This window comes from Lysinibacillus sp. KU-BSD001 (assembly GCF_042920265.1).
Classification (GTDB): Bacteria; Bacillota; Bacilli; order Bacillales_A; family Planococcaceae; genus Lysinibacillus_B.
This window is the reverse complement of the sequence record NZ_JBDQZI010000019.1, coordinates 1-22,538: the sequence shown is the minus strand read 5'-3', so window position 1 is coordinate 22,538 and position 22,538 is coordinate 1. Positions and strand designations below refer to the sequence as shown.

Below are 22,538 nucleotides of genomic sequence, written 5' to 3'. Positions count from 1 at the left end.
GAGTCTTGTTGACACTTATAGTTAGTCCGATATAATAAAGGGGAAACCATAAAGTAGTTTCGTGATATATTAGGACTGATAGAGTCTTTTAAAATTTAAGGAGGAGCATTTTTTTTATGTCAATTGAAGTAGGCAGCAAAGTACAAGGTAAAGTAACAGGAATCACAAATTTTGGAGCATTCGTTGAGCTGCCAGATGGCAAAACGGGTTTAGTGCACATCAGTGAAGTAGCAGACAACTATGTGAAAGATATCAACGAGCATCTGAAAGTAGGAGATGAAGTTGAAGTAAAAGTGATGAATGTTGAAGCGGATGGTAAGATTGGCCTTTCAATCCGTAAAGCGAAGCCCCAAGCTGAGCGACCAGAGCGTCCACAGCGTCCTCGTCGAGAAAACAATCGTTCAAACGAGCGAAATGATCGTCAACCAAAAGAAAATTTCGAACAAAAAATGGCGCGTTTCTTAAAAGATAGCGATGAACGTTTAACTACATTAAAACGTGCAACAGAATCAAAACGTGGCGGCCGTGGAGCACGTAGAGGGTAATTTGCTGGCTGTTTTAATTACAGAAAAAGTGCGCTATAAAGTAAAAAACAGTTTGTGTACAAAGTACACAAACTGTTTTTTTTATATGGAACAATTTTTTTATAAATAGGACTGAAGTAATGCTTCAATCCTGTTTTTGCTGCGATATAAGGAGCTTTACTAAGCCAATTAATGTAATAATTCCAATGATTAAACCAATAACTAATAGTAAAATTTGGAATATTACAGGGGTTTTAGTTAAGTAAAAGCCCAGTAAAATAAATAATGCACTCGCAGCACAAAGCGCAGACAATGTACGGAAATCTTTAATCATAATAGCCCTCCTAACTAATATCTTAATCCACTTTGGTAGTGAAAAAAAGACTAATGCTTAGTAGTAACAAGGACTGTAAATGCCATATGGAAAAAATCTATTCTAAAATTTCGATATGTAAGTGCTGTTGAACGGTTAACCAGTGCATAGTGACAAAATTGTATAGCCTTCTACCAAACGATTTACGATGAAAAGCTCGAGTAACCTGAATCTTAGGAATAAGACGTTCAATTTAATACAAATACCCAGAGAATAGACTAGATTACGCTTATACCGTTTTACATTTCTGGATATGAAGGCAATCAAAAACAGCTGTTTATGAGGTATTAACTGAACAGGCAATTGAGATTGAATTAAACTAATTATATTTCAAAAGGCTTCCTAGTTTAAAATGATGGAAGTCTTTACTGTTTAATCTATGCTCTTTCTATAAAAATATATTGTCACAAGCGTGTTGATTTACCTTTTATTGCTAATTTAATCGTGTGAAATGTTGATTTCCGCTCCATTCGGCTCGCTTTCCACGGGCATGGCCTCAGCCTCCTCGGCGCTCGTACCTCGCTCCTGCGGGGTCTTCGGCTCATGCTATTCCCGTAGGAGTCTCGCCGATTCCGCTTCAATCAACTGGTAAGTCATTTTTGATAATGTTTTTTCTAAAAAACACGATTCTATAAAGGAAATATTTTGATAATCAACACACCTGATATTGTTATTGACTATATAAGCCAACTTAAACTGTGTACATTGCAAAAAGTCGCTGTATCCGGTTTCGGTCAAATGCTCACAAGATGTAAGCTGATTTTTAAAGTCAGTTGTTTTTGAGAGGATATGTATTTATTTAGCGCAAACCTAAAGTTTTCGTCGAACAATTTTTTCTTACGCCCTTTATAAAAAGACAAAATTCATTTCTTGATTTTTTTATAATAAACCTTATATAAAGGGGGTTAGAAAGTGGTTACAATTCAAGATTTGCGTCAATTATCGAGTGGACAAAGCGAACTATTTACGGGGAATGAAAAGCGAATCATGTTCTTGTTACAGCTGACTTTTTTTGGGGTGAGCTTTTTTTTAGCAAGAGCAGTCTTTTTTGAAGCAGCCGTTCCATTTTTGGTTCCGTTTTGGGCTATCGTTAGTCTCCGCTATCGCCACCTGAAATGGCCAACGTTGATTGGTGGGCTTACCGGAGCACTCACGTTAGGGTTGGGACAACTGGTTATTATTTTTCTTCAATTATGCACATTTCAATTTTTAAAGAGACTAATTAAGTTCCCATTGCCTATCCTCGTCATGCTTGCTACTCTACTTGTTCAAATTGCTTGGCAAGGGGGCGTTTATGGCGGATGGCCACCTCTACTTGTCCAATTTTATGTTGGTTGTGAAGCTGTATTAGCCATGGTCATGATGATTTTTTTACAGCTTACATTATTACCACCACATCGCTTTTGGACATCAGAATGGACGTATGAACGGGCTGGTGCGGCATTTTTTATTCTGGCTGCCATGCTAACAGGGATGTCATCGTTTACATTATCTATCTTTAATTTAGCAATTATTTGTTTACATTTAGTCATTTGTATTGCTGCTTTTGTTGGGGGCGTTACATTATCGACGATTGTTGCCACTATTTTAGGGACGATTGTAGGGATGGCGCATTTGTCATTTACGGGGATGCTTGCCTTATATGCGTTGACGGGTGTATTTGCAGGGAGCAGTGTCCAACTTGGACGATTTGGCATTGCACTAGGCAGTATTTTACCGAGCGTTTTTTTCTTCTTTTACGATGCAACGCTACCGCTAGATATTGTGTACTTCGTGTCTATTAGTATCGCTACACTACTATCTTTACTGATTAATCGTTCTGTACTAGAGAAGTTACGTGCACTTTTTTATCCAAAAAGAGATGAAGTATTGCTGAAGCGGCAAGAATGGTTAACAAATCATATGACGCAAACGATTGAACAATTCCAGCAATTTGTCTTTTTTATGAAGGATCTTGTGTTTGATCGATTTACGGAACAATCGATTGCCCCTAAAAAAATTCAACCGTGCAATATATGCCAAGATTGTTTTCGGTATGATCGCTGTTGGGGAGAGAAACAAGATATGGCTGAAAAAATTGCACAATATTATCGAGGAAAAACATCGCAAAATCCTATTGCGATAGCACAGGCAGAGGAAATTCTAAGGTTAAGATGTATTAAGTCGGATAAGCTTTTACAAGAACTTGAGTATTTATTATATAACGAGCAAATGAATAATCAGCTTTTTCATGGGAAGAAAATGATTGCGCTACAGTTGCAAGATGTGAGCCATCATCTGAATCGTTTGCTACAACAAATGCAAGGGGAGTCTGTATCATTTGAATCGTTAGAATGTGAACTGTTAGAACGACTCCAAAGTGCACAGTTAAACTGTTTTCAAATTGATGTTTTATCCAATGAAGTAGGACAACGCCGTATTGTTTGTTCCGTTACGATGAAAAATATGGACCAAGCGACAGAGTTAAGTGAGCGTATCATTTTGCCCATTTTATATGAACGATTCGCTGAGCCTTTTTATGTGGAACGTATTACGTATAAAGAAATGCCATTTCCTTATGTAGAAGTACGTGTAAGGTCATCTGTACGATTCTCCATGGAGCAAGGGATTTATAGCCGAGCAAAACATAATACTTCTGGCGATGCGCATGAACTTTTCCCTATCCATGACGGACTAATGGCTATTATGCTATCGGATGGAATGGGAAAAGATCAGCGTGCACGAAAAGAGAGCGATACGCTGATTCGCATGCTTCGTGAATGTTTAACGTATAATATGGACCCAGAGACCGCCATGCACACGATTCACTATGTGATGTCGCTAAAGCATGACCGTGATTTATATGCAACCATTGATTTTGCACTAATCGATTTACAGCATGGTTCGCTGTGGTCGTGGAAAGCGGGAGGGATTGCAACGTATGTATTGCGTGGTGATGATGTGTTGAAAATTGAAGGCAATGCAGCCCCAGTTGGACTCATGCCGACATTTTCAATTGAAACAGAGACGCTACGTTTAAAAGCCGATGATATTGTCATCATGGCATCAGATGGCTTATTTGATGGAGCGCTTCATTGGCACGAGCAAGAGCGCCATTTTTTCCAACTATTAAAGAAAAAAAATAAGCAACAATTAGCAACAGATGTGTTATTGTACGATGTAATGGAACAATATAAGCAGGCTTATGATATTCAGGATGATTGTACAGTTATTGCATGCAAAATAAAACATATTAACCCTAAATGGTCTGTCTTAAATTTAGTGTAATGATGTGAGAAGGTGAGAAGATGAGAGCATTTGAGCAAAATATTTTGCAGTTTATTGAGAGTGAGCAGCTTATCAACAAGGGGAATCGCCTGCTCATCGCTTGTTCAGGGGGCGTTGATTCAATGGCGCTCCTAACTTTTTTTTATAAATATCAAAAAAAGCTAGAGGTTGAAATATTTGTCGCTCATGTTGATCATCTGTTACGTGGCGAGCAATCGGCGGGTGACCGACTATTTGTCGAGCAATTTTGCCAAGATAGACAAATGCCATGTTTTAGTACAGCTATCCCTATTCCAGCTATTTTGGAAGAGCAAGGTGGGAATTCACAAGCAGTCTGCCGTAAGGAGCGCTATGCATATTTTGCTGCCTTAATGAAAGAGCAGGCCATTGATACGCTAGTGACTGCTCATCATGCAGATGACCAATTAGAATCGATATTGATGGCACTTGCAAAGGCGGGAACGATTACAAGTATGCAAGGAATCCATGCCAAGCGTCCATTTATAGAAGGAATGATAATTCGTCCATTTTTAACGGTTACAAAAGACGAAATAAGGGGATATTTACAAAAGAGTGGTGTAGATTTTCGTGAGGATGCAAGTAATGCGAAAGATGATTACACAAGAAATCGGTTCCGTCACCATGTTGTGCCACTTTTAAAGGCTGAAAATGAATTCGTTGCCCAACACGCAACGCAATTTTCATTGCAACTAATACAAGATGATACGTATTTACAACAGCTTGCCCATCAAACATTTAATCGTTTAGTTACAAGAAAAAGTGATAGTTGTTATGAAGTTGAAATTAATGCGTTTTTAAACGAACCACTTGCTTTACAAAGAAGGCTCATTTTAATACTATTAAACTATCTTGATAACGATACAGCCACGTTTCAAAGTCATACGTTATGCACACTCATTTTAAAGCTATTTCAAACACAAAATGGAAGCGCTATGATGAACTTACCGAGAGGATGTATAGTGAGCAGGCAATATGGGAAAATACTTTTCTTGAAAGAGCAAGAAGTTGCCCCAGTTATTTCCGAAGAGCTTGTGCTAAATGAATGGAATGAAAGAGCGGGGATTCGGTTTTACATAGGAGAATTTGCTCACTTAACTTCGCCGCTACGTAAAGACGCACAAATCTATTACGTGAGCGCAGAAACACTATTTCTTCCGATACGTACAAGAACCCGTGAAGAGGGAGATCGTATACAGCTAGCAGGTATGGAGGCGCCAAAACGCCTATCGAGACTCTTCATAGATGAAAAAGTACCGCTTACGAAGCGAGATCAGTGGCCACTGCTTGTTGATCATAAGGGGGAGATACTGGCGGTAATCGGCTTGCGGGTAAGTCATACATTTTCTAGCACAAGGCGTGCGGGGGACGACTATGTATTCATTTGGGAAACAAAGATAGACTAGGGTGTTTGAACAATCTTGAGGAGGAATCAATAATGATTCAAAATGATATTGAAAAAATTGTAATTACAGAGGAACAGATTCAGGCACGTATTCAGGAGCTAGGTGCGGAATTAACAGAAATTTATAAAGACGAATTCCCCCTCGCTATCGGTGTGCTAAAAGGTGCAATGCCGTTTATGACAGACTTAATGAAACGTTTCGACTCTTATATTGAAGTGGACTTTATGGATGTCTCAAGCTATGGAAACGCAACTGTATCTTCTGGTGAAGTAAAGATTTTAAAGGATTTAAATACAAGTGTAGAAGGTCGTGATGTCATCATTATTGAAGATATTATCGATAGCGGTTTAACACTAAGCTACCTTGTCGATTTATTTAAATATCGTAAAGCGAAATCAATTCGTATTGTAACGCTTTTAGATAAGCCATCTGGCCGTAAAGTAAATTTAAAGGCCGACCTAGTTGGCTTTGAAGTGCCAGATGGATTTGTAGTAGGTTATGGATTAGATTATGCAGAAAAGTATCGTAATTTGCCTTACATCGGTATTTTAAAACGAGAAGTTTATTCTTTTTAACTAACAATTGTGTAACGATTTCGACAAAAATCATGTGAAACATATTTTAAGCAGTGCTTTTCGTTGTATGTAGAAAACATCGTATGTTAAGATTTTACTTATAGTTTTTCTGTAATGTTGTGAGGAGGCTGGGGATGAATCGAATATTTCGATACACCATATTTTATTTGTTAATTTTTCTCGTGATCATCGGAATTTTTGGCACATTTAATGGGGGCAATAAGCCAACTGAAGAGCTGACGTATCATGAGTTTTTAAAAGCTTTGGATGCTAGCACGATCCAAGAGGTAGTAATACAACCAGATAGTGGTGTATACGTTGTAGAAGGTGTTATGAAAGGGGCTGAAGAGGGAGAAACGTTTACAGTTAACCTTCCTCAAAATAACCAAGCATTAATGGATCGCCTAACAGATTTACAAAAGGCATATCCAGATGTACATTGGGAGCAAGCGCCTGAAACAAGTGGATGGGTGAGCTTCTTTACAGGCATTATCCCATTCATTATTATCATTATTTTATTCTTCTTCTTGTTGAGTCAATCGCAAGGTGGAGGCAATAAAGTGATGAACTTTGGTAAATCGAAAGCAAAGCTTTACGATGACCAAAAGAAAAAAGTACGCTTTACAGATGTAGCAGGCGCTGATGAAGAAAAAGCAGAGCTTGTGGAAGTAGTAGAGTTCTTAAAAGACCACCGTAAATTTACTGAAATTGGTGCTCGTATTCCAAAAGGTATTTTACTAGTAGGTCCTCCAGGTACGGGTAAAACATTGCTTGCTCGTGCGGTAGCTGGAGAAGCGGGCGTCCCATTCTTCTCGATTTCAGGTTCTGACTTCGTAGAAATGTTCGTCGGTGTTGGTGCATCACGTGTTCGTGATTTATTTGAAAACGCGAAGAAAAATGCACCGTGTATTATCTTCATTGACGAAATTGATGCAGTCGGTCGTCAACGTGGAGCGGGTCTTGGTGGGGGTCACGATGAGCGTGAGCAAACATTAAACCAATTACTCGTTGAGATGGATGGTTTCGGTGCAAATGAAGGGATTATCATCATTGCAGCGACAAACCGCCCTGATATTCTAGACAAAGCATTATTACGTCCTGGTCGTTTTGACCGTCAAATTACAGTAGGTCATCCTGATGTAAAGGGACGTGAAGCGATCCTTAAAGTGCATGCACGTAACAAGCCTTTATCAGATACAGTTGATTTAGGTGCTGTAGCACAACGTACACCTGGGTTCTCAGGTGCCGATTTAGAAAACTTATTAAACGAAGCAGCGCTTGTGGCCGCTCGTAAAAATAAGAAAACAATTAACATGGTAGATATTGATGAAGCTTCTGACCGCGTCATTGCAGGTCCAGCGAAAGCAAGCCGTGTATACTCTAACAAAGAGAAAAAATTAGTGTCCTTCCATGAAGCAGGTCACGTAGTAGTTGGCTTGACTCTAGATGAGGCGGACACTGTGCATAAAGTAACCATCGTACCACGTGGTCAAGCAGGTGGTTATGCAATTATGTTGCCGAAGGAAGAACGTTTCTTCACGACGAAACAAGAGTTATTAGACCGTATCGCGGGACTTCTTGGTGGCCGTGTAGCAGAAGAAATTGTGCTTGGAGAAGTATCAACAGGTGCGCACAACGACTTCCAAAAAGTAACGAATATTGCACGTGCAATGGTTACAGAGTATGGTATGAGTGAAAGCCTTGGTGCAATCCAGTTTGGTTCTGGTTCGGGCGGTAATGTGTTCTTAGGACGCGATTTCAACTCGGATCAAAACTACTCAGATAAAATTGCGTATGAAATCGATAAAGAAATGCAAAAAATTATCGATACGCAATATGAGCGTACACGTCAAATTCTGACGGAGAAACGTGAGTTATTAGATTTAATCGCCAACACATTAATGGTGAAAGAAACATTAAACGCTGAAGAAATCGAACATTTACGTGACAACGGTACATTGCCAGAAAGCTCAATTCAAGCAATGGATGAGGCGAAAGAAAGCAAAGAACAAGAAAAGACAGAGGCTGAGCCTACAGTTGAAGTAGCTGGTACACCAACGATCAATAATGATATTCTTGGTAAAAAATCAGATCCAACAGTAGCGGACTTGCCAAAAGAAGAACCATCTTCAGAACGTCCAAAAGGCATCGATGAAGACCGTGGATAAATCATAAAGCATGGGAATATCCCAAAAGAAAAAATGCAATTCGATTCCAACTCGAGTTGCATTTTTTTGCTATCGAATAAGGTGACGGTTCGAAAGACTCTTCGTGTGTAGGTCACTGTGACCCTATTTCCAATGCATGTCGGGGCTAGAGAGGACGCTTGTGCTTTTCTTAAAGAAATGCATAAATCCAACCGTGGAAAATGAGTGCGTGTACTGTACTATTATCTAGAGAATGTTATGTGTTATGATTTCTCTAAATGGACTTGATAGGTGTGAGTGACAAATGATTTTAGTACTTGATGCAGGGAATTCTAGTATTGTGCTGGGTGTATATAACAACGACCGCCTTGCATTCCATTGGCGTATGGAGACAAATCGTCATAAAACGGAAGATGAATACGCTATGCAAGTAAAAGCGTTTTTTGTACATGCAGGCATCTCATTTGACCAGATTACAGGAATTATCATATCCTCAGTTGTACCCCCAATAATGTTTGCGCTTGAAGAAATGTGTCATAAATATTTTCGGGTAAAGCCGATTATTGTTGGACCTGGTGTGAAGACAGGGCTTAATATTAAATATGAAAATCCGCGTGAAGTAGGGGCTGATCGCATTGTCAATGCCATAGCCGCTTTGCATGAATATGGTGAACAATCACTGATTATCGTTGATTTTGGTACAGCCAATACGTACTGTTATATTAATGAAAAAGGTGAATATATGGGCGGAGCCATTGCACCGGGCATTGCCATCTCAACCGAAGCGCTTTATACGAAGGCGGCCAAATTACCGCGTATTGAAATTACGAAGACGCCACATATTGTTGGGAAAAATACTGTATCGGCAATGCAAGCAGGTATTTATTATGGCTTTGTTGGGCAAGTCGAGGGCATTGTAAGTCGTATGAAAGCACAAAGTAAGACAGAGCCGCTTGTGATTGCAACTGGTGGATTGGCGAGTTTAATTGCCAATGAAACAAAGATGATTGATATCGTCGAACCGTTTTTAACGTTAAAAGGTTTATACATCATTTATAAACGGAATCAATAAGAAATGAGGAATGACATCATGGGAGATTATTTAGTAAGAGCTATTGGCTATAACGGCCAAGTACGTGCATTTGCAACACGTACAACCGAAACAGTAGGAGAAGCACAACGCCGTCATAACACGTGGCCAGTTGTTTCAGCAGCATTAGGTCGTTCGATGACGGCTGCTGTGATGATGGGTGCGATGCTAAAAGGTGAGGACAAGCTAACGGTCAAAATTGAAGGAAATGGTCCAATTGGTCCTATGATTATTGATGCGGACGCAAAAGGCGATGTGCGCGGCTATGTAACAAATGGCCAGGTACACTTTGATTTAAATGAATACGGCAAACTAGATGTCCGTGCTGGGGTAGGAACAGAAGGTTTCATGACGGTTGTAAAAGACCTTGGCCTGCGCGATATGTTCTCAGGTCAAACACCGATTGTTTCAGGAGAAATTGCAGAAGATTTCACATACTATTTCGCAACGAGTGAACAAGTGCCTTCATCTGTAGGGCTTGGTGTGTTAGTAAATCCAGATAACAGCATTCTTGCGGCGGGGGGCTTTATTCTACAAATTATGCCTGGTTGTGAAGAAGAGACGATTGAATCAATTGAAAAGCATTTAAGTACAATTGAGCCTGTTTCAAAAATGATTGAAAAAGGGATGACACCAGAGCAAATTTTAGAAGCGGTTCTAGGTGAAGAAGGAAATGTACAAATTTTAAGCACAATGCCGATAAGATTCCAATGTCAGTGTTCGAAAGAGCGATTTGGTGCAGCAATTCTTGGTTTAGGTGTGAAGGAAATTCAAGACATGATTGAGGAGCAAGGTGAAATTGAAACACAATGTCACTTCTGTCTACAAACATATGATTTTTCTGAAGCTGAATTGCAAGGGTTAATTGATGAAATCAATGCATAACAATAATAAATCCGTATCACCTACACCAACCAATGTACGACTAACGCAACGTCGATTAAAAACGAAGCCTGCTTTAACAGTAATGGGCATTTTATTACTAGGGAATATATTTTGGTTTATGCTATGGATTTGGCCATCAGGAGGCGACAATCAAGGCGGCGAGGAAATCGCCGCTACGATTGATGGCGAGAAAATTACACGCCAACAGTGGCTTGCTGAAATAGAAAGCCGATATGGAAAAGAGACATTGAAAGATTTAGTCAATGAAGCTGTCATGGAAAAAGCAGCTAAGAAATACGACATTAAAGTCATAGAAGATGAAATTGATTTAGAAATAGCGCTCATGCGTTCAGCACAAGATATGAATGATACAGAAAATTTAACAGAAGAACAACTACGACAAAAAGTACGTGCACAGTTAATTTTAGAAAGGGTATTGGCAAAAGACATTATTATTGAAGAGGAACAAACATCTACATACTATGAAGAAAATAAGTCTTTATACAATATCCCGACTGCATATCGTACAAGCATGATTGTCGTAGCGTCGAAGGCAGATGCCCAAAGTGTTGAAAAAGAATTGGCGAGTGGTTCAGATTTTTCAGTATTAGCGCGAGAACGTTCGTTAGATGCAGCATCAGCCAGTCTAGGCGGCGATATCGGCTTTATTACAGAGGAACAAGATACGATTGACACTGCGATTGGACAGGCGGTTGCCAAGTTAAAAAAGGATGAAACTAGTAAACCAATCAAGCTAAGCGATGGCCGCTATGCATTAGTCCAACTGTTAGAAACGGTAGAAGGGCAATCTTTTGCTTATGAAGAAGTAAAGGAGCAAATTGCACGTGAAATGGCGATGGAGCAATTATCTGCTACGATTACGCCAGAAGCTTTCTGGGCAGATTTTGATGTAACTTGGTTTTACGGCGAAGAAAAGAAATAATGAAATCTAGTACGAGTGCACTGAAAAGCTTGTGTTTTTCAATAAAAATAAGGCACTTTCCGTTCAAATTGAACGGAAAGTGCCTTATGTCTTCAAAAGGAAGGATAATGGGAAAGCCCTTCTTATAGCCGGTTTAGTTTTTAGGCTAATTATTAGCGATAGCTTCGGTTAGCATATCTTCAAAGTTCTCTTCATCATAGACAATGTTATAAATTTTCCAAGTGCCGTCTGCTGTTTTCTTTAAATAGGCAGTTCCTGATAAATCCATTGTCATTTCAAAAGACATGTCCATGTCTGGTTCACTCATGGAAACATGAACCTTTAGATTGTCTACTTTCACTTTTGCAAAACGCTTATTTACGGAAACAATGCTGCTTGAATGCTCACCCACTTGTTCCATTGTAATGGAACCAGATGAATAGTCAGGATCATCTATTGTACGCAGGTTATCAAGTGAATAGGCTAGATAATAACCGACTGTTGTTTCGCGATAAAGAGCTTCCAACGCTTCACGATTTGGTTGTTCAGATTGTAGTGATAACTCTTCTGTGACGTTACGATTGACAGTTTGAATCACTGCAAGTTCGTCTTCAGCAGTCCCAGATTCTAGATGTAATGCACGGTCAATCATCAATACGGCATGGGAACGTTTCGCGAAATTACTCGGTTTGAACTCGTCTCCATAACCATTTACAATTCCGACACCTGCTATTTTTACAATTGCTTCATAAGCAAAGTTTTTTGGAGTGACATCTTTGAACGTTTTTTCTGACGTTGAAAAATCTACCGTCTCATTGAATGCACGATAAATCATAACAGCCATTTGAGCACGTGTAATCTTATCATTTGGTTTAAACGTTCCATCTACTTTTCCAGTAATAATTCCTCTACTACTAGCGATTTGAACATAGTCATAATACCAATCTGAAGAATTTACATCAGGGAACGTTTTTTTGATGTCCCCGCTTGTTAAATGCATAGCATTAACTAAAATTTTTGTGAATTGTGCACGAGTAATATTATTTTCTGGTTTTAAAAGAATCGATGTATATTCATATTCTTCCCCATCTTCTTCATAAACCCCTGTTTCTTCATATCCATCTATGATATCTGCATACAAGAAGCGTTCTAATTGTTCATATGCGCCATGCCCGTAATCTACATCATCTATGTAATATTGATCAATGGTTTTTTCTGCTGCAAAAGCAGGTGTTATAGAAGGGAGACTAAAAGTAACAAGTAAAACTAATAAAATACGAACTGCCTTCAATGATTTAACCCCTCTTCTTATGTATTTGTAATGCATGAATTATATTACTGGATATTAATTTAAAAGAATACAAGAATAATATGGGAATAATGTAAGCCCGAAATATAAAAAAGTGCTCCTTTTTTAGTACTGCGCTGTTTTTTATATATTTTTAATTGTTCTGAAAATTTATTTTAAAAGTACAGCCTATTACATTGACAATGGTTTGGTAAATTGTTAAGATACAATTAATAAAAACCTATTTACTTGGTAGGGATTAAGAGAAGGGAAGATGTGAATATGAGTAAATTAGCCAATTCTGTAGCGGAATTAGTAGGACGTACACCGATCGTTAAATTAAACAATGCAACAGGTGAAAATGAAGGGACAGTATACGTAAAATTAGAATACTTCAACCCAGGTTCCTCAGTAAAAGACCGTCTTGCATTAGCGATGATCGAAGCAGCTGAAAAAGACGGCACATTAAAGCCAGGTGGTACAATTATTGAACCGACTTCAGGGAATACAGGAATCGGCCTTGCGATGATTGCTGCTGCAAAAGGGTATAAAGCCATTCTTGTAATGCCAGAAACAATGTCTTTAGAGCGTCGTAATCTATTACGTGCATACGGTGCACAGTTAGTATTAACACCTGGTCCTGAAGGGATGAAAGGTGCTATTGCAAAAGCGGAAGAATTAGCTGCTTCTGAAGGATACTTCTTACCACAGCAATTTAAAAACGAAGCAAACGCTGAAATTCACCGTTTAACAACAGGTCCAGAAATCGTAGAAGCATTTGATGCAGAAGGTTTAAAATTAGATGCATTTGTAGCAGGTATCGGTACGGGTGGTACAATTACAGGTGCTGGGGAAGTGTTAAAAGCGCAGTTCCCAGAAATCGAAATCATTGCGGTAGAGCCAAAAGATTCACCGGTATTATCTGGTGGAAACCCTGGCCCACATAAAATCCAAGGGATCGGTGCAGGTTTCGTACCAGACGTATTAAACACAGAAATTTATTCTTCTGTATTCTCAGTAGAAAACGAAGTAGCGTTTGAAACGGCGCGTAAAGTAGCGCGTGAAGAAGGGATTTTAGCGGGTATTTCTTCTGGTGCAGCGATTCATGCGGCAATCGAAACGGCGAAACGTTTAGGAAAAGGTGCCAATGTACTAGCAGTTGTACCATCAAATGGTGAGCGTTACCTATCTACACCTTTATATCAATTTGAAGACTAATTGCTACTGAAGTAAGAAATATTCACATACAATGTACTTTTAATGAAATAGAGAGTGTACACGTTTAGAACGAGTTCTCTTGTAAGGGGGTGTCCAGAAAGTGAAAACTTTCCGGGCATCCCCTTTTTCTTAATCAATAGCTACTAAGGAATATTGTTCCCGATGTTGTTCGTATCAACATGCCCCTTCAAAATGTCTTTTCAGAGGGCTCTTTTTTGCATATAAGCATGGCGTTTTTAGCAGGATATCTGCATAATAAAGAACGTCATGTATACTCGTGGTAGCTAAGGGAGATACCTTTCCAATATTTCCTGTTAGCTTTATTTTCATTTTTTCAGTTTAATAGTAATTACTTGTAGAACAATTGGAGGTTTTTCACATGGGATTGAACGTTGAATCGTTATCATTTTCAATGACGAAGGATGCGTTTTTTTATAGCTTCAAAGAACAAACAGCAAACGAAACAGCCTATGTATTTTTAGAAAGTGGTCGTGGTGGCCACCATTCCATTGCAGCAATGCATCCTTTTGCCACAACAAAATCTGTGGAAGACGGCTTACACATACAGTGGGGTAGTGGAAATGTGGAAGTACGTGAAGGGGAAGCGTTAGCACAGTTAGAGCTACTCATTAATGAATTTGGCTTACAGCGCGATAGGCATTTACCTTTCTTTCAAGGTGGTGCAATTGGATTTATTTCATACGATTATGTACGCACCATTGAAGTATTACCGACAGTAGCAGAAGATGATTTACAAGTGCCGGATCTTTTCTTTTATTTATTTGATAGTTGGGCCGTTCATGATGTAAAAGAAAATATTGTTACATTGATGAAATTATCGACAAGCGATGTGGATTTACAACAGTGGGCAAGTGACTGGCAATCTCAAGCGGAAACAGGGCTAGGCAAGCGTCTGTTTGACCAAGAAAAGGCCGCTGAAATAAAGCCAGATGAAAACGAATTAACCGTATCATTTTCAGGGGAAGCGTTTGAAGGCGCAGTGCGAAAAATTCAACAGTATATTGGACAAGGTGATGTATTCCAAGTGAATTTGTCGGTTCGCCAAGCAAAGCAGTTACAGGCGACACCGATGACGATGTATGAAGCCGTACGCTCATTTAATCCATCACCTTATATGGCGTTTATCGCAAGTGAGGAATTTGCGGTTGTGAGTGGTTCACCTGAATTACTCATTAAGCGTGACGGGAAAGAGCTTTCTACTCGCCCGATTGCGGGAACACGTCCGCGTGGTCAATCGGATGAGGAGGATATCGCATTAGCAAATGAACTCATTCACCATGAAAAAGAACGTGCAGAACACGTCATGCTCGTAGACTTAGAACGCAATGACCTTGGAAAAGTATCCGCATATGGGACAGTAGAAGTGAATGAATTTATGGTCATTGAGCGCTATTCACATGTCATGCATATTGTGTCCAATGTGCGCGGGGAGTTAGCGGATCACAAGTCCAATACAGATGTGATTCGTGCTATGTTCCCAGGCGGCACGATTACAGGCGCGCCTAAAATTCGGACGATGGAAATTATTGAAGAGCTAGAGCCGGTACGACGTGGTTTATATACAGGATCGATTGGGTGGATTGGCTATACAGGCGATATGGAATTAAATATTGTCATTCGTACAGCGTTCATTCAAGACGATATGGCATATATCCAGGCTGGTGCTGGGATTGTAATTGATTCGATTCCTGCGAATGAATTTATCGAGTCATTAAATAAAGCAAAAGCAATGTGGCAAGCAAAAGCAATGGCGGAAGGAGTATCATCATGATTTTAATGATTGATAATTATGATTCATTTACGTATAACCTGGTGCAGTATTTAGGTGAGCTAGGAGAAGAATTACTAGTGAAGCGTAATGACGAGGTGACGCTAGATGAAATTGAAGTACTTGCACCCAAAATGATTGTCATCTCGCCAGGCCCATGTACGCCAAATGAAGCGGGTGAAAGTTTACGCATTATTGACTATTTTGCAGGGAAGATTCCGATTTTAGGAGTTTGTTTAGGACACCAGGCGATTGCACAAGTATTTGGTGGTAACGTCATAAGAGCGGAAAGATTAATGCATGGGAAAACATCGCCTGTACATCATGCGGGTATTGGCTTGCATCGAAAGAATGCGAATCCATTTACGGCAACACGTTATCATTCATTAATCGTAGAGCGTGTATCCATCCCGGATTGTCTAGAGATTACGGCTTGGACGGAAGAAGGCGAAATTATGGGGATTCGTCATAAAGAGTATCCAATTGAAGGCGTACAATATCATCCTGAATCGATTATGACAGAAGATGGAAAACAATTATTGCGCGAATTTATCACGCTATACTGCAAGTAAGGAGTTGGAAAAGTATGCTTTGCTGGATGAATGGGCACTATATCGATGCTAACGAACTATGTATTTCGCCATTCGACCATGGTTTTTTGTATGGGCTCGGATTTTTTGAAACATTTCGGACATACGACGGGAAAGTCCCGTTTTTGGAAGAACATATGGCCCGTTTAAATGAAGCGCTTCACCATTTTCATATTAATTTGCCTTACACAATGGCAGATTTTCAACAAGTGATTGAGCAGTTAAATGAAGCGGCACAAGGGGATGGCTATTTCCGACTCAATGTCTCAGCAGGTGTGCATGATATTGGATTACAGCCAACGATCTATAGTGCTCCAACGGTCATCGTGTTTCGTAAACCATTAATGGAGCGTCCGCGGGGGAAGGAAAAAGAAGCCGTTTGGCTAAAAACACCCCGTAATACGGCGGAAAGTGGACTACGCTTTAAAAGCCATCACTACGGGAATAACGTGTTAGCGCGGTTTGAAGTACCTAACTTAGCGGATTATGAAGGAATTTTTCAAACAGCAGATGGTTTTGTAGCAGAAGGCATTACATCAAATATATTTTGGGTGAAAGATGATATACTTTATACGCCAGCGCTTGAAACAGGCATTTTAGGTGGCATTACACGAAAACAAGTGTTACATTTTGCTCGAAAGCTTGGCTTGATTGTAAAAGAAGGTAAGTATCAGCCAGTGGAACTGGAGCAAGCAGACGAATGCTTTGTAACGAATGCTGTGCAAGAACTTGTGCCCATTCATAAAATAGGTGAAAGCTATTTTACAGGTACGAAGGGACAAGTGTATCAACAACTACATGAAGCGTATATAGATGAAATTTTACAACGGATAAAGGGAGATTAGCGATGTTACAACACTATCCGAAGCCATTAGTCATAAACGGTATTACATTAGACTACACAAAAGAGACTTTTATTATGGGCATTTTAAATGTAACGCCGGATTCATTTTCAGATGGTGGTCAATATAATTCCGTTGAAGCAGCCGTTGCACAGGCGAAGAAAATGGTAGCAGACGGCGCTAAAATTATTGATGTGGGTGGTGAATCAACACGTCCTGGTTACGAGCGTATTTCGGATGAGGAAGAAATCGCACGTGTTGTGCCCGTAATTCAAGCGCTTGTACGTGAAGTACCTGCGATCATTTCAATCGATACGTATAAATCAGCAGTAGCACGTGCAGCGATTGAAGCGGGTGCGCATATCATTAATGATATTTGGGGGGCAAAAGCTGATCCTGAAATGGCTTATGTGGCAGCGCACTATCATGTGCCGATTATTTTAATGCACAACCGAAACACTAAAATCTATCAAAATTACTGGGCAGATTTTAAAACAGATATTGCCGAAAGCATTGCCATTGTGAAGCAGGCGGGGGTGCCAGATGCCCATATTATTCTAGACCCAGGTATTGGGTTTGTTAAAAATCTAGAGCAAAGTATAGAAACGATGCAACGTTTAGATGAACTATCCGCAATGGGGTATCCTGTATTACTAGCAACTTCTCGCAAGCGACTCATTGGTTCTATTTTAGATTTACCAGTGGATGAACGTGTGGAAGGGACAGCCGCAACATGTGCATACGGAGTGATGAAAGGTTGTCATATGATGCGCGTACATGATGTGAAGGAAGTAGCGCGTACGGTGAAAGTGATGGATGCCCTTATAGGGAAATTTATAGTAGAGGGCGAACTTGCCCTAAGACATTAGGAGCGTAACATATGGATTATATTCATTTAAGAGATATGCAATTTTTTGGTTATCATGGTGTATTACCAGAAGAAACGGTTTTAGGGCAACGTTTTCGTGCATCTGTCTCGTTAGCCGTAGATATCCAAAAAGCTGGTCAAACAGATAGCTTAGAAGATACAGTGAGCTATGTAGGGGTTTACGATATTTGTAAGGAAGTAATTGAAGGCAAACCGTTTAAATTAATCGAGGCAGTGGCTGAAACGGTCGCAAGTCAGATTTTATCTCGCTATGAAGGACAAGTAAAGGGCTGTCGTGTAGAAGTTATTAAACCGGACCCCCCAATTCCAGGACACTATAAGGAAGTAGCGGTGGAGATTGTGAGAGGTCAGTTTCAATGAATGTTGTGTATTTATCGATCGGTACTAATATGGGGGACCGCGAAGACAATTTAAAGTTTGCTGTAAAACGTTTAGCGGAAACAGCAGGTGTAACGGTGGAAATGGTTTCCGCTATCTATGAAACAGCACCCGTTGGCTTTACTAATCAAGCATCATTTTTAAATCTCGCGTTACGTCTGACAACGTCTTTATCGTCATTCGAGATGCTTACTGTATGCCAGCAAATAGAGCAAGAGCTAGGTCGCGTACGTGAGTTTCGCTGGGGTCCCCGCATCATTGACCTTGACATTTTGCTGTATAATCACGAAAATATTGAAACAGAGAGCTTAATTGTGCCGCATGCACGCATGTTCGAGCGTGCGTTTGTTCTTGTACCGTTAGTGGAGGTTAGCGACCGCAGTACAGAACAGTTATGTTTAGCACATGAAGCACTCGAATCAATGGATATACAGAAAGAAGGCGTCGTGCAATGGAAGAAGAGCGTTTCGGTAGAAGAATTCGTGCGTTTCGAAAATTAAAGCGTGTGCAGCAAGTGGAATTTGCGAAGCGTATAGGTGTTTCCACAACCGTTTTAGGGCGGATTGAACGGGGAGAGAAAATCCCTTCTACTGAACAACTTCAACAAATTGCGGATGAACTTAATATAGATGTACAGGAGTTAATGGTTAAATAACTTCGAGGAGGACAAAATGATGATAAACGATCAACAAAAGCCGTTTCAAATTGCAGATATTGTGTTGGACAACCGCGTTGTATTAGCCCCAATGGCTGGTATCTGTAACTCGGCTTTTCGTTTGACGGTAAAAGAATTCGGCGCAGGTTTAGTCTACGCTGAAATGATTAGTGATAAAGGGCTTGTATATCGCAACCAAAAAACGTTAGATATGCTTTATATAGATGAACGTGAAAATCCGCTTTCGCTACAAATTTTTGGTGGCAATAAGGAAACGCTTGTAGAGGCTGCGAAATATGTAGATCAAAATACAACAGCGGATATTATCGATATTAATATGGGTTGCCCAGTCAATAAGATTATTAAATGTGAAGCGGGTGCCCGTTTATTATTAGATCCAAATAAAGTATATGAAATGGTTGCGGCAGTAGTAGATGCTGTGAAGAAGCCCGTTTCCGTCAAAATGCGTATTGGTTGGGATGACGAACATATTTTTGCGATTGAAAATGCGCAAGCCGTTGAACGTGCGGGTGGTGCAGCAGTCGCTGTTCATGGCCGTACACGTGTGCAAATGTATGAAGGTAAGGCAGATTGGAACATTATTAAGCAAGTCAAAGAAAGTGTGAACATTCCTGTCCTTGGTAATGGGGATGTCGAAACACCACAAGATGCAAAGCGCATGCTGGATACAACAGGTGTCGATGCTGTGATGATTGGGCGCGCGGCATTAGGGGACCCGTGGATGATTTATCGTACGGTACAGTATTTAGAAACAGGTGAATTAAAGGAAGAACCATCTGTGGCAGAAAAAATTGATGTATGTCTACTCCATTTTGAACGTTTACTTCAATTAAAAGGTGAAGTGGTGGCTGTACGTGAAATGCGCAAACATGCTTCGTGGTATTTGAAAGGCATTCGTGGCAATGGGAAAGTCCGCAATGCCATTAACCAGGCGGAAACAGAAGCAGAACTGCGCATGTTATTAACGGGTGTTGTAGCGGAGTACGAAGCAGAGTGTGCGCAAATGGAAGTAATCTAATGAAGAGTGTCACGGCGGTGACGCTCTTTTTAGCAAATAATGATGATGTGAGCTCGCTCTATTGTGGAGCGGGCTATATTTTTAAATGTATTTTTCTTGAATTCACTCGAAAGAGATGAATCGCATACTAAATTTGTGTACAATAAGGAATTATGGACAAAAAACGCATATATTGCGGATGATTCAATAAGGAGTGACAAACGTGTCAAATATAGAAGAATTAAACGACCAACTTTTGGTTCGTCGCCAAAAGATGACGGATATTCGCCAAGGTGGACTGGACCCATTTGGTAGCCGTTTTGAGCGCACACATTTATCAAATGAAGTAAAGCAAGAGAACGAAGCGTTTACAAAAGAGCAATTAGAAGAAAGTTTACGTGAAGTTGTAATTGCAGGTCGTATTATGACAAAGCGCGGTAAAGGGAAAGCGGGATTTGCTCATATTCAAGATTTAGGCGGTCAAATTCAAATTTATGTACGTAAAGATGCAATCGGTGAGGAAGCGTACGAGATATTCAACAAAGCGGATCTTGGTGATATCGTCGGTGTGAAAGGGAACGTATTCCGTACACAAGTAGGGGAATTATCAGTAAAAGCAACTGAATTTACATTCCTAACAAAATCACTACGCCCAATGCCAGAGAAATTCCATGGCTTAACAGATGTAGAGCAACGCTACCGTCAACGTTACCTGGACTTAATGACAAATGAAGAAAGCAAAGAAACATTCATCGTCCGTTCGAAAATTATTCGTGCTATTCGTAATTATTTAGATAACCATGGTTACTTAGAAGTAGAAACACCAATGCTACACACAATTGCAGGTGGTGCAGCGGCTCGTCCGTTCATTACACATCATAATGCACTTGATATGGAACTTTATATGCGTATTGCGATTGAGCTTCACTTAAAGCGTTTAATCGTAGGTGGCTTAGAGAAAGTGTACGAAATTGGGCGTGTATTCCGTAATGAGGGTATTTCAACTCGTCACAACCCAGAGTTCACAATGATTGAGTTATATGAAGCATATGCAGATTATAAAGACATCATGGATTTAACAGAAAATCTAATTGCACATGTAGCACAAGAAGTGTTAGGTACAACAACAGTCCAATATGGTGAAGATACAATTGAGCTAGGTGTTGGTTGGAAACGTGTACACATGGTAGATGCAGTTAAAGAAGCGACAGGTGTCGACTTCTGGAATCCGATGTCTGTAGAAGAAGCACGCACGCTAGCGGCTGAACATGGTGTAGAAATCAAACCTGCACACGAAGTAGGTCACATCATCAATGAATTCTTCGAACAAAAAGTAGAAGAAACATTAGTACAACCAACGTTCGTAACAGGTCACCCAGTGGAGATTTCACCGCTTGCGAAGAAAAATCCAGAAGACCCACGTTTCACAGACCGTTTTGAGTTATTTATCGTTCGTCGTGAGCATGCAAATGCCTTCACAGAGTTAAATGACCCAATTGATCAACGTGAACGTTTTGAAGCACAATTAGCGGAAAAAGAAGCTGGTAATGATGAAGCGCACGAAATGGATAATGATTTCATTGAGGCTTTAGAATACGGTATGCCGCCAACAGGTGGTTTAGGGATCGGTATTGATCGTTTAATCATGCTATTAACAAACTCACCATCAATTCGTGATGTACTATTATTCCCAACAATGCGTCATACATCTAGATAGGCAATGGGAAAGTGTTGTTTCATAGTACGATAACAAACCGCTACCTGAGGTGAAAATAGAATTGCTTCATTATTAGGAGCAAACGTGAATAAATAGGAGTCGGAGTGTAGGATATGCACTTTGGCTCCTTTTTTGTTTGGCCAGGAAATGAGTAAATTAAAAGAGGATAGTGTGTTCACTGTAACACTGTTCATAAGTTAATGGTTAAGAGTTGTTGGGAATATTGAATTGACTTTTCACAAAAGCATTTGTGTCAGCTATATGTGCTATATGATTCCACTTTTGGGGTTTTATTTTCCATGCTCATGCAGCCTTGCGGGAGCAAATGCATAAGTTTCTAGATTATATAAATGATAACTTCGATTTATATACTAAAGTAAAGTTTTGCTAGTTTAGTTTGATAAGTAAAAGTAGAATAAGGTTCGATGGTATTTTTACTTAGAATTCATTATTGCTGAATAAAAAGTTAATATAGTTTCTTGATTTCTCAAAGAAGGATGTATCAGAAATGCCGATTAAAGCAGCGATATTTCGTTTAATTAAGAAGGTTGTTTGTTTTTGTTTATTGACGGAAAAAAGTTTGTATTTTTTAATGAAAAAGGGTTGCAAGATTCGTAGATACATGTTAAATTATTAAACGTCGCTGAAACACAACGACACAAAATAAAAAACGTTAAAAAATCTTGACTCTTTAGTTGAGTATAAGGTATGATTAAGAGGTTGTTTTTTAAAAAAAGGATTCCATTGTCGGTTAAAAACTTTTAAAAAAGTTGTTGACACGAAAACGGGATTCTGATAAGATATAAGAGTTGCTGCTAAAACGGCGACGAAATGAACTTTGAAAACTGAACAAGCAAAACGTTAACAATAAACGTTTCTGAATAAGAAACAAAATTTTGGACATCAAACATGATGCCAGCAAATTTGAGCTTACTCAAATTCTTTTA

The 22,538-nt window shown here is 39.6% G+C and carries 20 protein-coding genes; 18 read left to right on the top strand and 2 right to left on the bottom strand.

All coding sequences use genetic code 11. The features are described 5' to 3' along the window. Window positions 1-116: 116 nt before the first annotated feature. Window positions 117-545: a S1 domain-containing RNA-binding protein gene (locus AAGS61_RS19175; RefSeq protein WP_391375769.1), complete on the top strand. Its 429-nt coding sequence runs from the start codon at window positions 117-119 to the stop codon at window positions 543-545. Between the two features lie 124 nt (window positions 546-669). Here AAGS61_RS19175 and AAGS61_RS19170 read toward each other — a convergent pair whose 3' ends face one another. After that, on the bottom strand, window positions 670-858 hold the full coding sequence (locus AAGS61_RS19170) for a hypothetical protein (protein ID WP_391375766.1): 189 nt from the start codon (window positions 856-858) through the stop codon (window positions 670-672). 951 nt (window positions 859-1,809) lie between these two features. On the opposite strand from AAGS61_RS19170, the gene AAGS61_RS19165 reads away from it, so the two are divergent. The 7 genes from AAGS61_RS19165 to AAGS61_RS19135 all read left to right on the top strand — a co-directional run bounded on the left by AAGS61_RS19165 (window position 1,810) and on the right by AAGS61_RS19135 (window position 11,228). Continuing rightward, on the top strand, window positions 1,810-4,164 hold the full coding sequence (locus tag AAGS61_RS19165; protein ID WP_391375763.1) for a SpoIIE family protein phosphatase: 2,355 nt from the start codon (window positions 1,810-1,812) through the stop codon (window positions 4,162-4,164). A gap of 20 nt (window positions 4,165-4,184) precedes the next feature. Then, window positions 4,185-5,588, top strand: a complete 1,404-nt coding sequence (gene tilS, locus AAGS61_RS19160; RefSeq protein ID WP_391375760.1) for a tRNA lysidine(34) synthetase TilS — start codon at window positions 4,185-4,187, stop codon at window positions 5,586-5,588. A gap of 32 nt (window positions 5,589-5,620) precedes the next feature. Beyond that, a complete protein-coding gene (gene hpt, locus AAGS61_RS19155) occupies window positions 5,621-6,163 on the top strand; it encodes a hypoxanthine phosphoribosyltransferase (protein WP_391375757.1) in 543 nt (180 codons plus the stop codon). Window positions 6,164-6,297: 134 nt separating this feature from the next. Then, a complete protein-coding gene (ftsH, locus tag AAGS61_RS19150) occupies window positions 6,298-8,331 on the top strand; it encodes an ATP-dependent zinc metalloprotease FtsH (protein ID WP_391375755.1) in 2,034 nt (677 codons plus the stop codon). A gap of 283 nt (window positions 8,332-8,614) precedes the next feature. Beyond that, a complete protein-coding gene (locus AAGS61_RS19145) occupies window positions 8,615-9,382 on the top strand; it encodes a type III pantothenate kinase (protein ID WP_391375752.1) in 768 nt (255 codons plus the stop codon). An 18-nt stretch (window positions 9,383-9,400) separates the two neighbouring features. Beyond that, entirely contained in the window at window positions 9,401-10,285 is an 885-nt protein-coding gene (gene hslO / locus AAGS61_RS19140; protein WP_391375749.1) for an Hsp33 family molecular chaperone HslO, read from the top strand. Further along, the gene (locus tag AAGS61_RS19135) at window positions 10,269-11,228 is read left to right on the top strand and encodes a peptidyl-prolyl cis-trans isomerase (RefSeq protein ID WP_391375747.1); all 960 of its coding nucleotides are present in this window, start codon (window positions 10,269-10,271) and stop codon (window positions 11,226-11,228) included. Before hslO ends, AAGS61_RS19135 begins: the two co-directional genes overlap by 17 nt. A gap of 145 nt (window positions 11,229-11,373) precedes the next feature. Here the strand turns inward: AAGS61_RS19135 and AAGS61_RS19130 are convergent, their stop codons facing one another. After that, entirely contained in the window at window positions 11,374-12,498 is a 1,125-nt protein-coding gene (locus AAGS61_RS19130; protein ID WP_391375744.1) for an S-layer homology domain-containing protein, read from the bottom strand. Window positions 12,499-12,777: 279 nt separating this feature from the next. Here AAGS61_RS19130 and cysK point away from each other — a divergent pair, with 279 nt between their 5' ends. The 10 genes from cysK (at window position 12,778) to lysS (ending at window position 21,591) form a co-directional block, all read left to right on the top strand. After that, complete coding sequence (cysK, locus tag AAGS61_RS19125; protein WP_391375741.1) at window positions 12,778-13,713, top strand: cysteine synthase A; 936 nt, start codon at window positions 12,778-12,780, stop codon at window positions 13,711-13,713. Window positions 13,714-14,092: 379 nt separating this feature from the next. Continuing rightward, on the top strand, window positions 14,093-15,505 hold the full coding sequence (locus AAGS61_RS19120; RefSeq protein WP_391375738.1) for an anthranilate synthase component I family protein: 1,413 nt from the start codon (window positions 14,093-14,095) through the stop codon (window positions 15,503-15,505). Further along, window positions 15,502-16,074: an aminodeoxychorismate/anthranilate synthase component II gene (gene pabA / locus AAGS61_RS19115; RefSeq protein WP_391375735.1), complete on the top strand. Its 573-nt coding sequence runs from the start codon at window positions 15,502-15,504 to the stop codon at window positions 16,072-16,074. Before AAGS61_RS19120 ends, pabA begins: the two co-directional genes overlap by 4 nt. A gap of 14 nt (window positions 16,075-16,088) precedes the next feature. After that, window positions 16,089-16,937, top strand: a complete 849-nt coding sequence (gene pabC / locus AAGS61_RS19110; RefSeq protein WP_391375732.1) for an aminodeoxychorismate lyase — start codon at window positions 16,089-16,091, stop codon at window positions 16,935-16,937. Window positions 16,938-16,939: 2 nt separating this feature from the next. Beyond that, window positions 16,940-17,803, top strand: coding sequence for a dihydropteroate synthase (folP, locus tag AAGS61_RS19105; RefSeq protein ID WP_391375729.1), 864 nt, complete (start codon window positions 16,940-16,942; stop codon window positions 17,801-17,803). Window positions 17,804-17,814: 11 nt separating this feature from the next. Further along, window positions 17,815-18,183 carry a dihydroneopterin aldolase gene (gene folB, locus AAGS61_RS19100; protein WP_391375726.1) on the top strand — a complete coding sequence of 123 codons (369 nt, stop codon included), beginning with the start codon at window positions 17,815-17,817 and terminating at the stop codon, window positions 18,181-18,183. Further along, complete coding sequence (folK, locus tag AAGS61_RS19095) at window positions 18,180-18,701, top strand: 2-amino-4-hydroxy-6-hydroxymethyldihydropteridine diphosphokinase (RefSeq protein ID WP_391375723.1); 522 nt, start codon at window positions 18,180-18,182, stop codon at window positions 18,699-18,701. The genes folB and folK overlap by 4 nt, the downstream gene beginning before the upstream one ends. After that, window positions 18,653-18,856, top strand: a complete 204-nt coding sequence (locus tag AAGS61_RS19090) for a helix-turn-helix domain-containing protein (RefSeq protein WP_391375721.1) — start codon at window positions 18,653-18,655, stop codon at window positions 18,854-18,856. Before folK ends, AAGS61_RS19090 begins: the two co-directional genes overlap by 49 nt. Before the next feature lie 19 nt (window positions 18,857-18,875). Then, on the top strand, window positions 18,876-19,895 hold the full coding sequence (gene dusB, locus AAGS61_RS19085) for a tRNA dihydrouridine synthase DusB (protein ID WP_391375718.1): 1,020 nt from the start codon (window positions 18,876-18,878) through the stop codon (window positions 19,893-19,895). Window positions 19,896-20,088: 193 nt separating this feature from the next. Further along, window positions 20,089-21,591 (top strand): lysine--tRNA ligase, encoded by a 1,503-nt coding sequence (gene lysS, locus AAGS61_RS19080; RefSeq protein WP_391375715.1) that lies wholly within the window; start codon window positions 20,089-20,091, stop codon window positions 21,589-21,591. The last annotated feature ends 947 nt before the right edge of the window (window positions 21,592-22,538 follow it).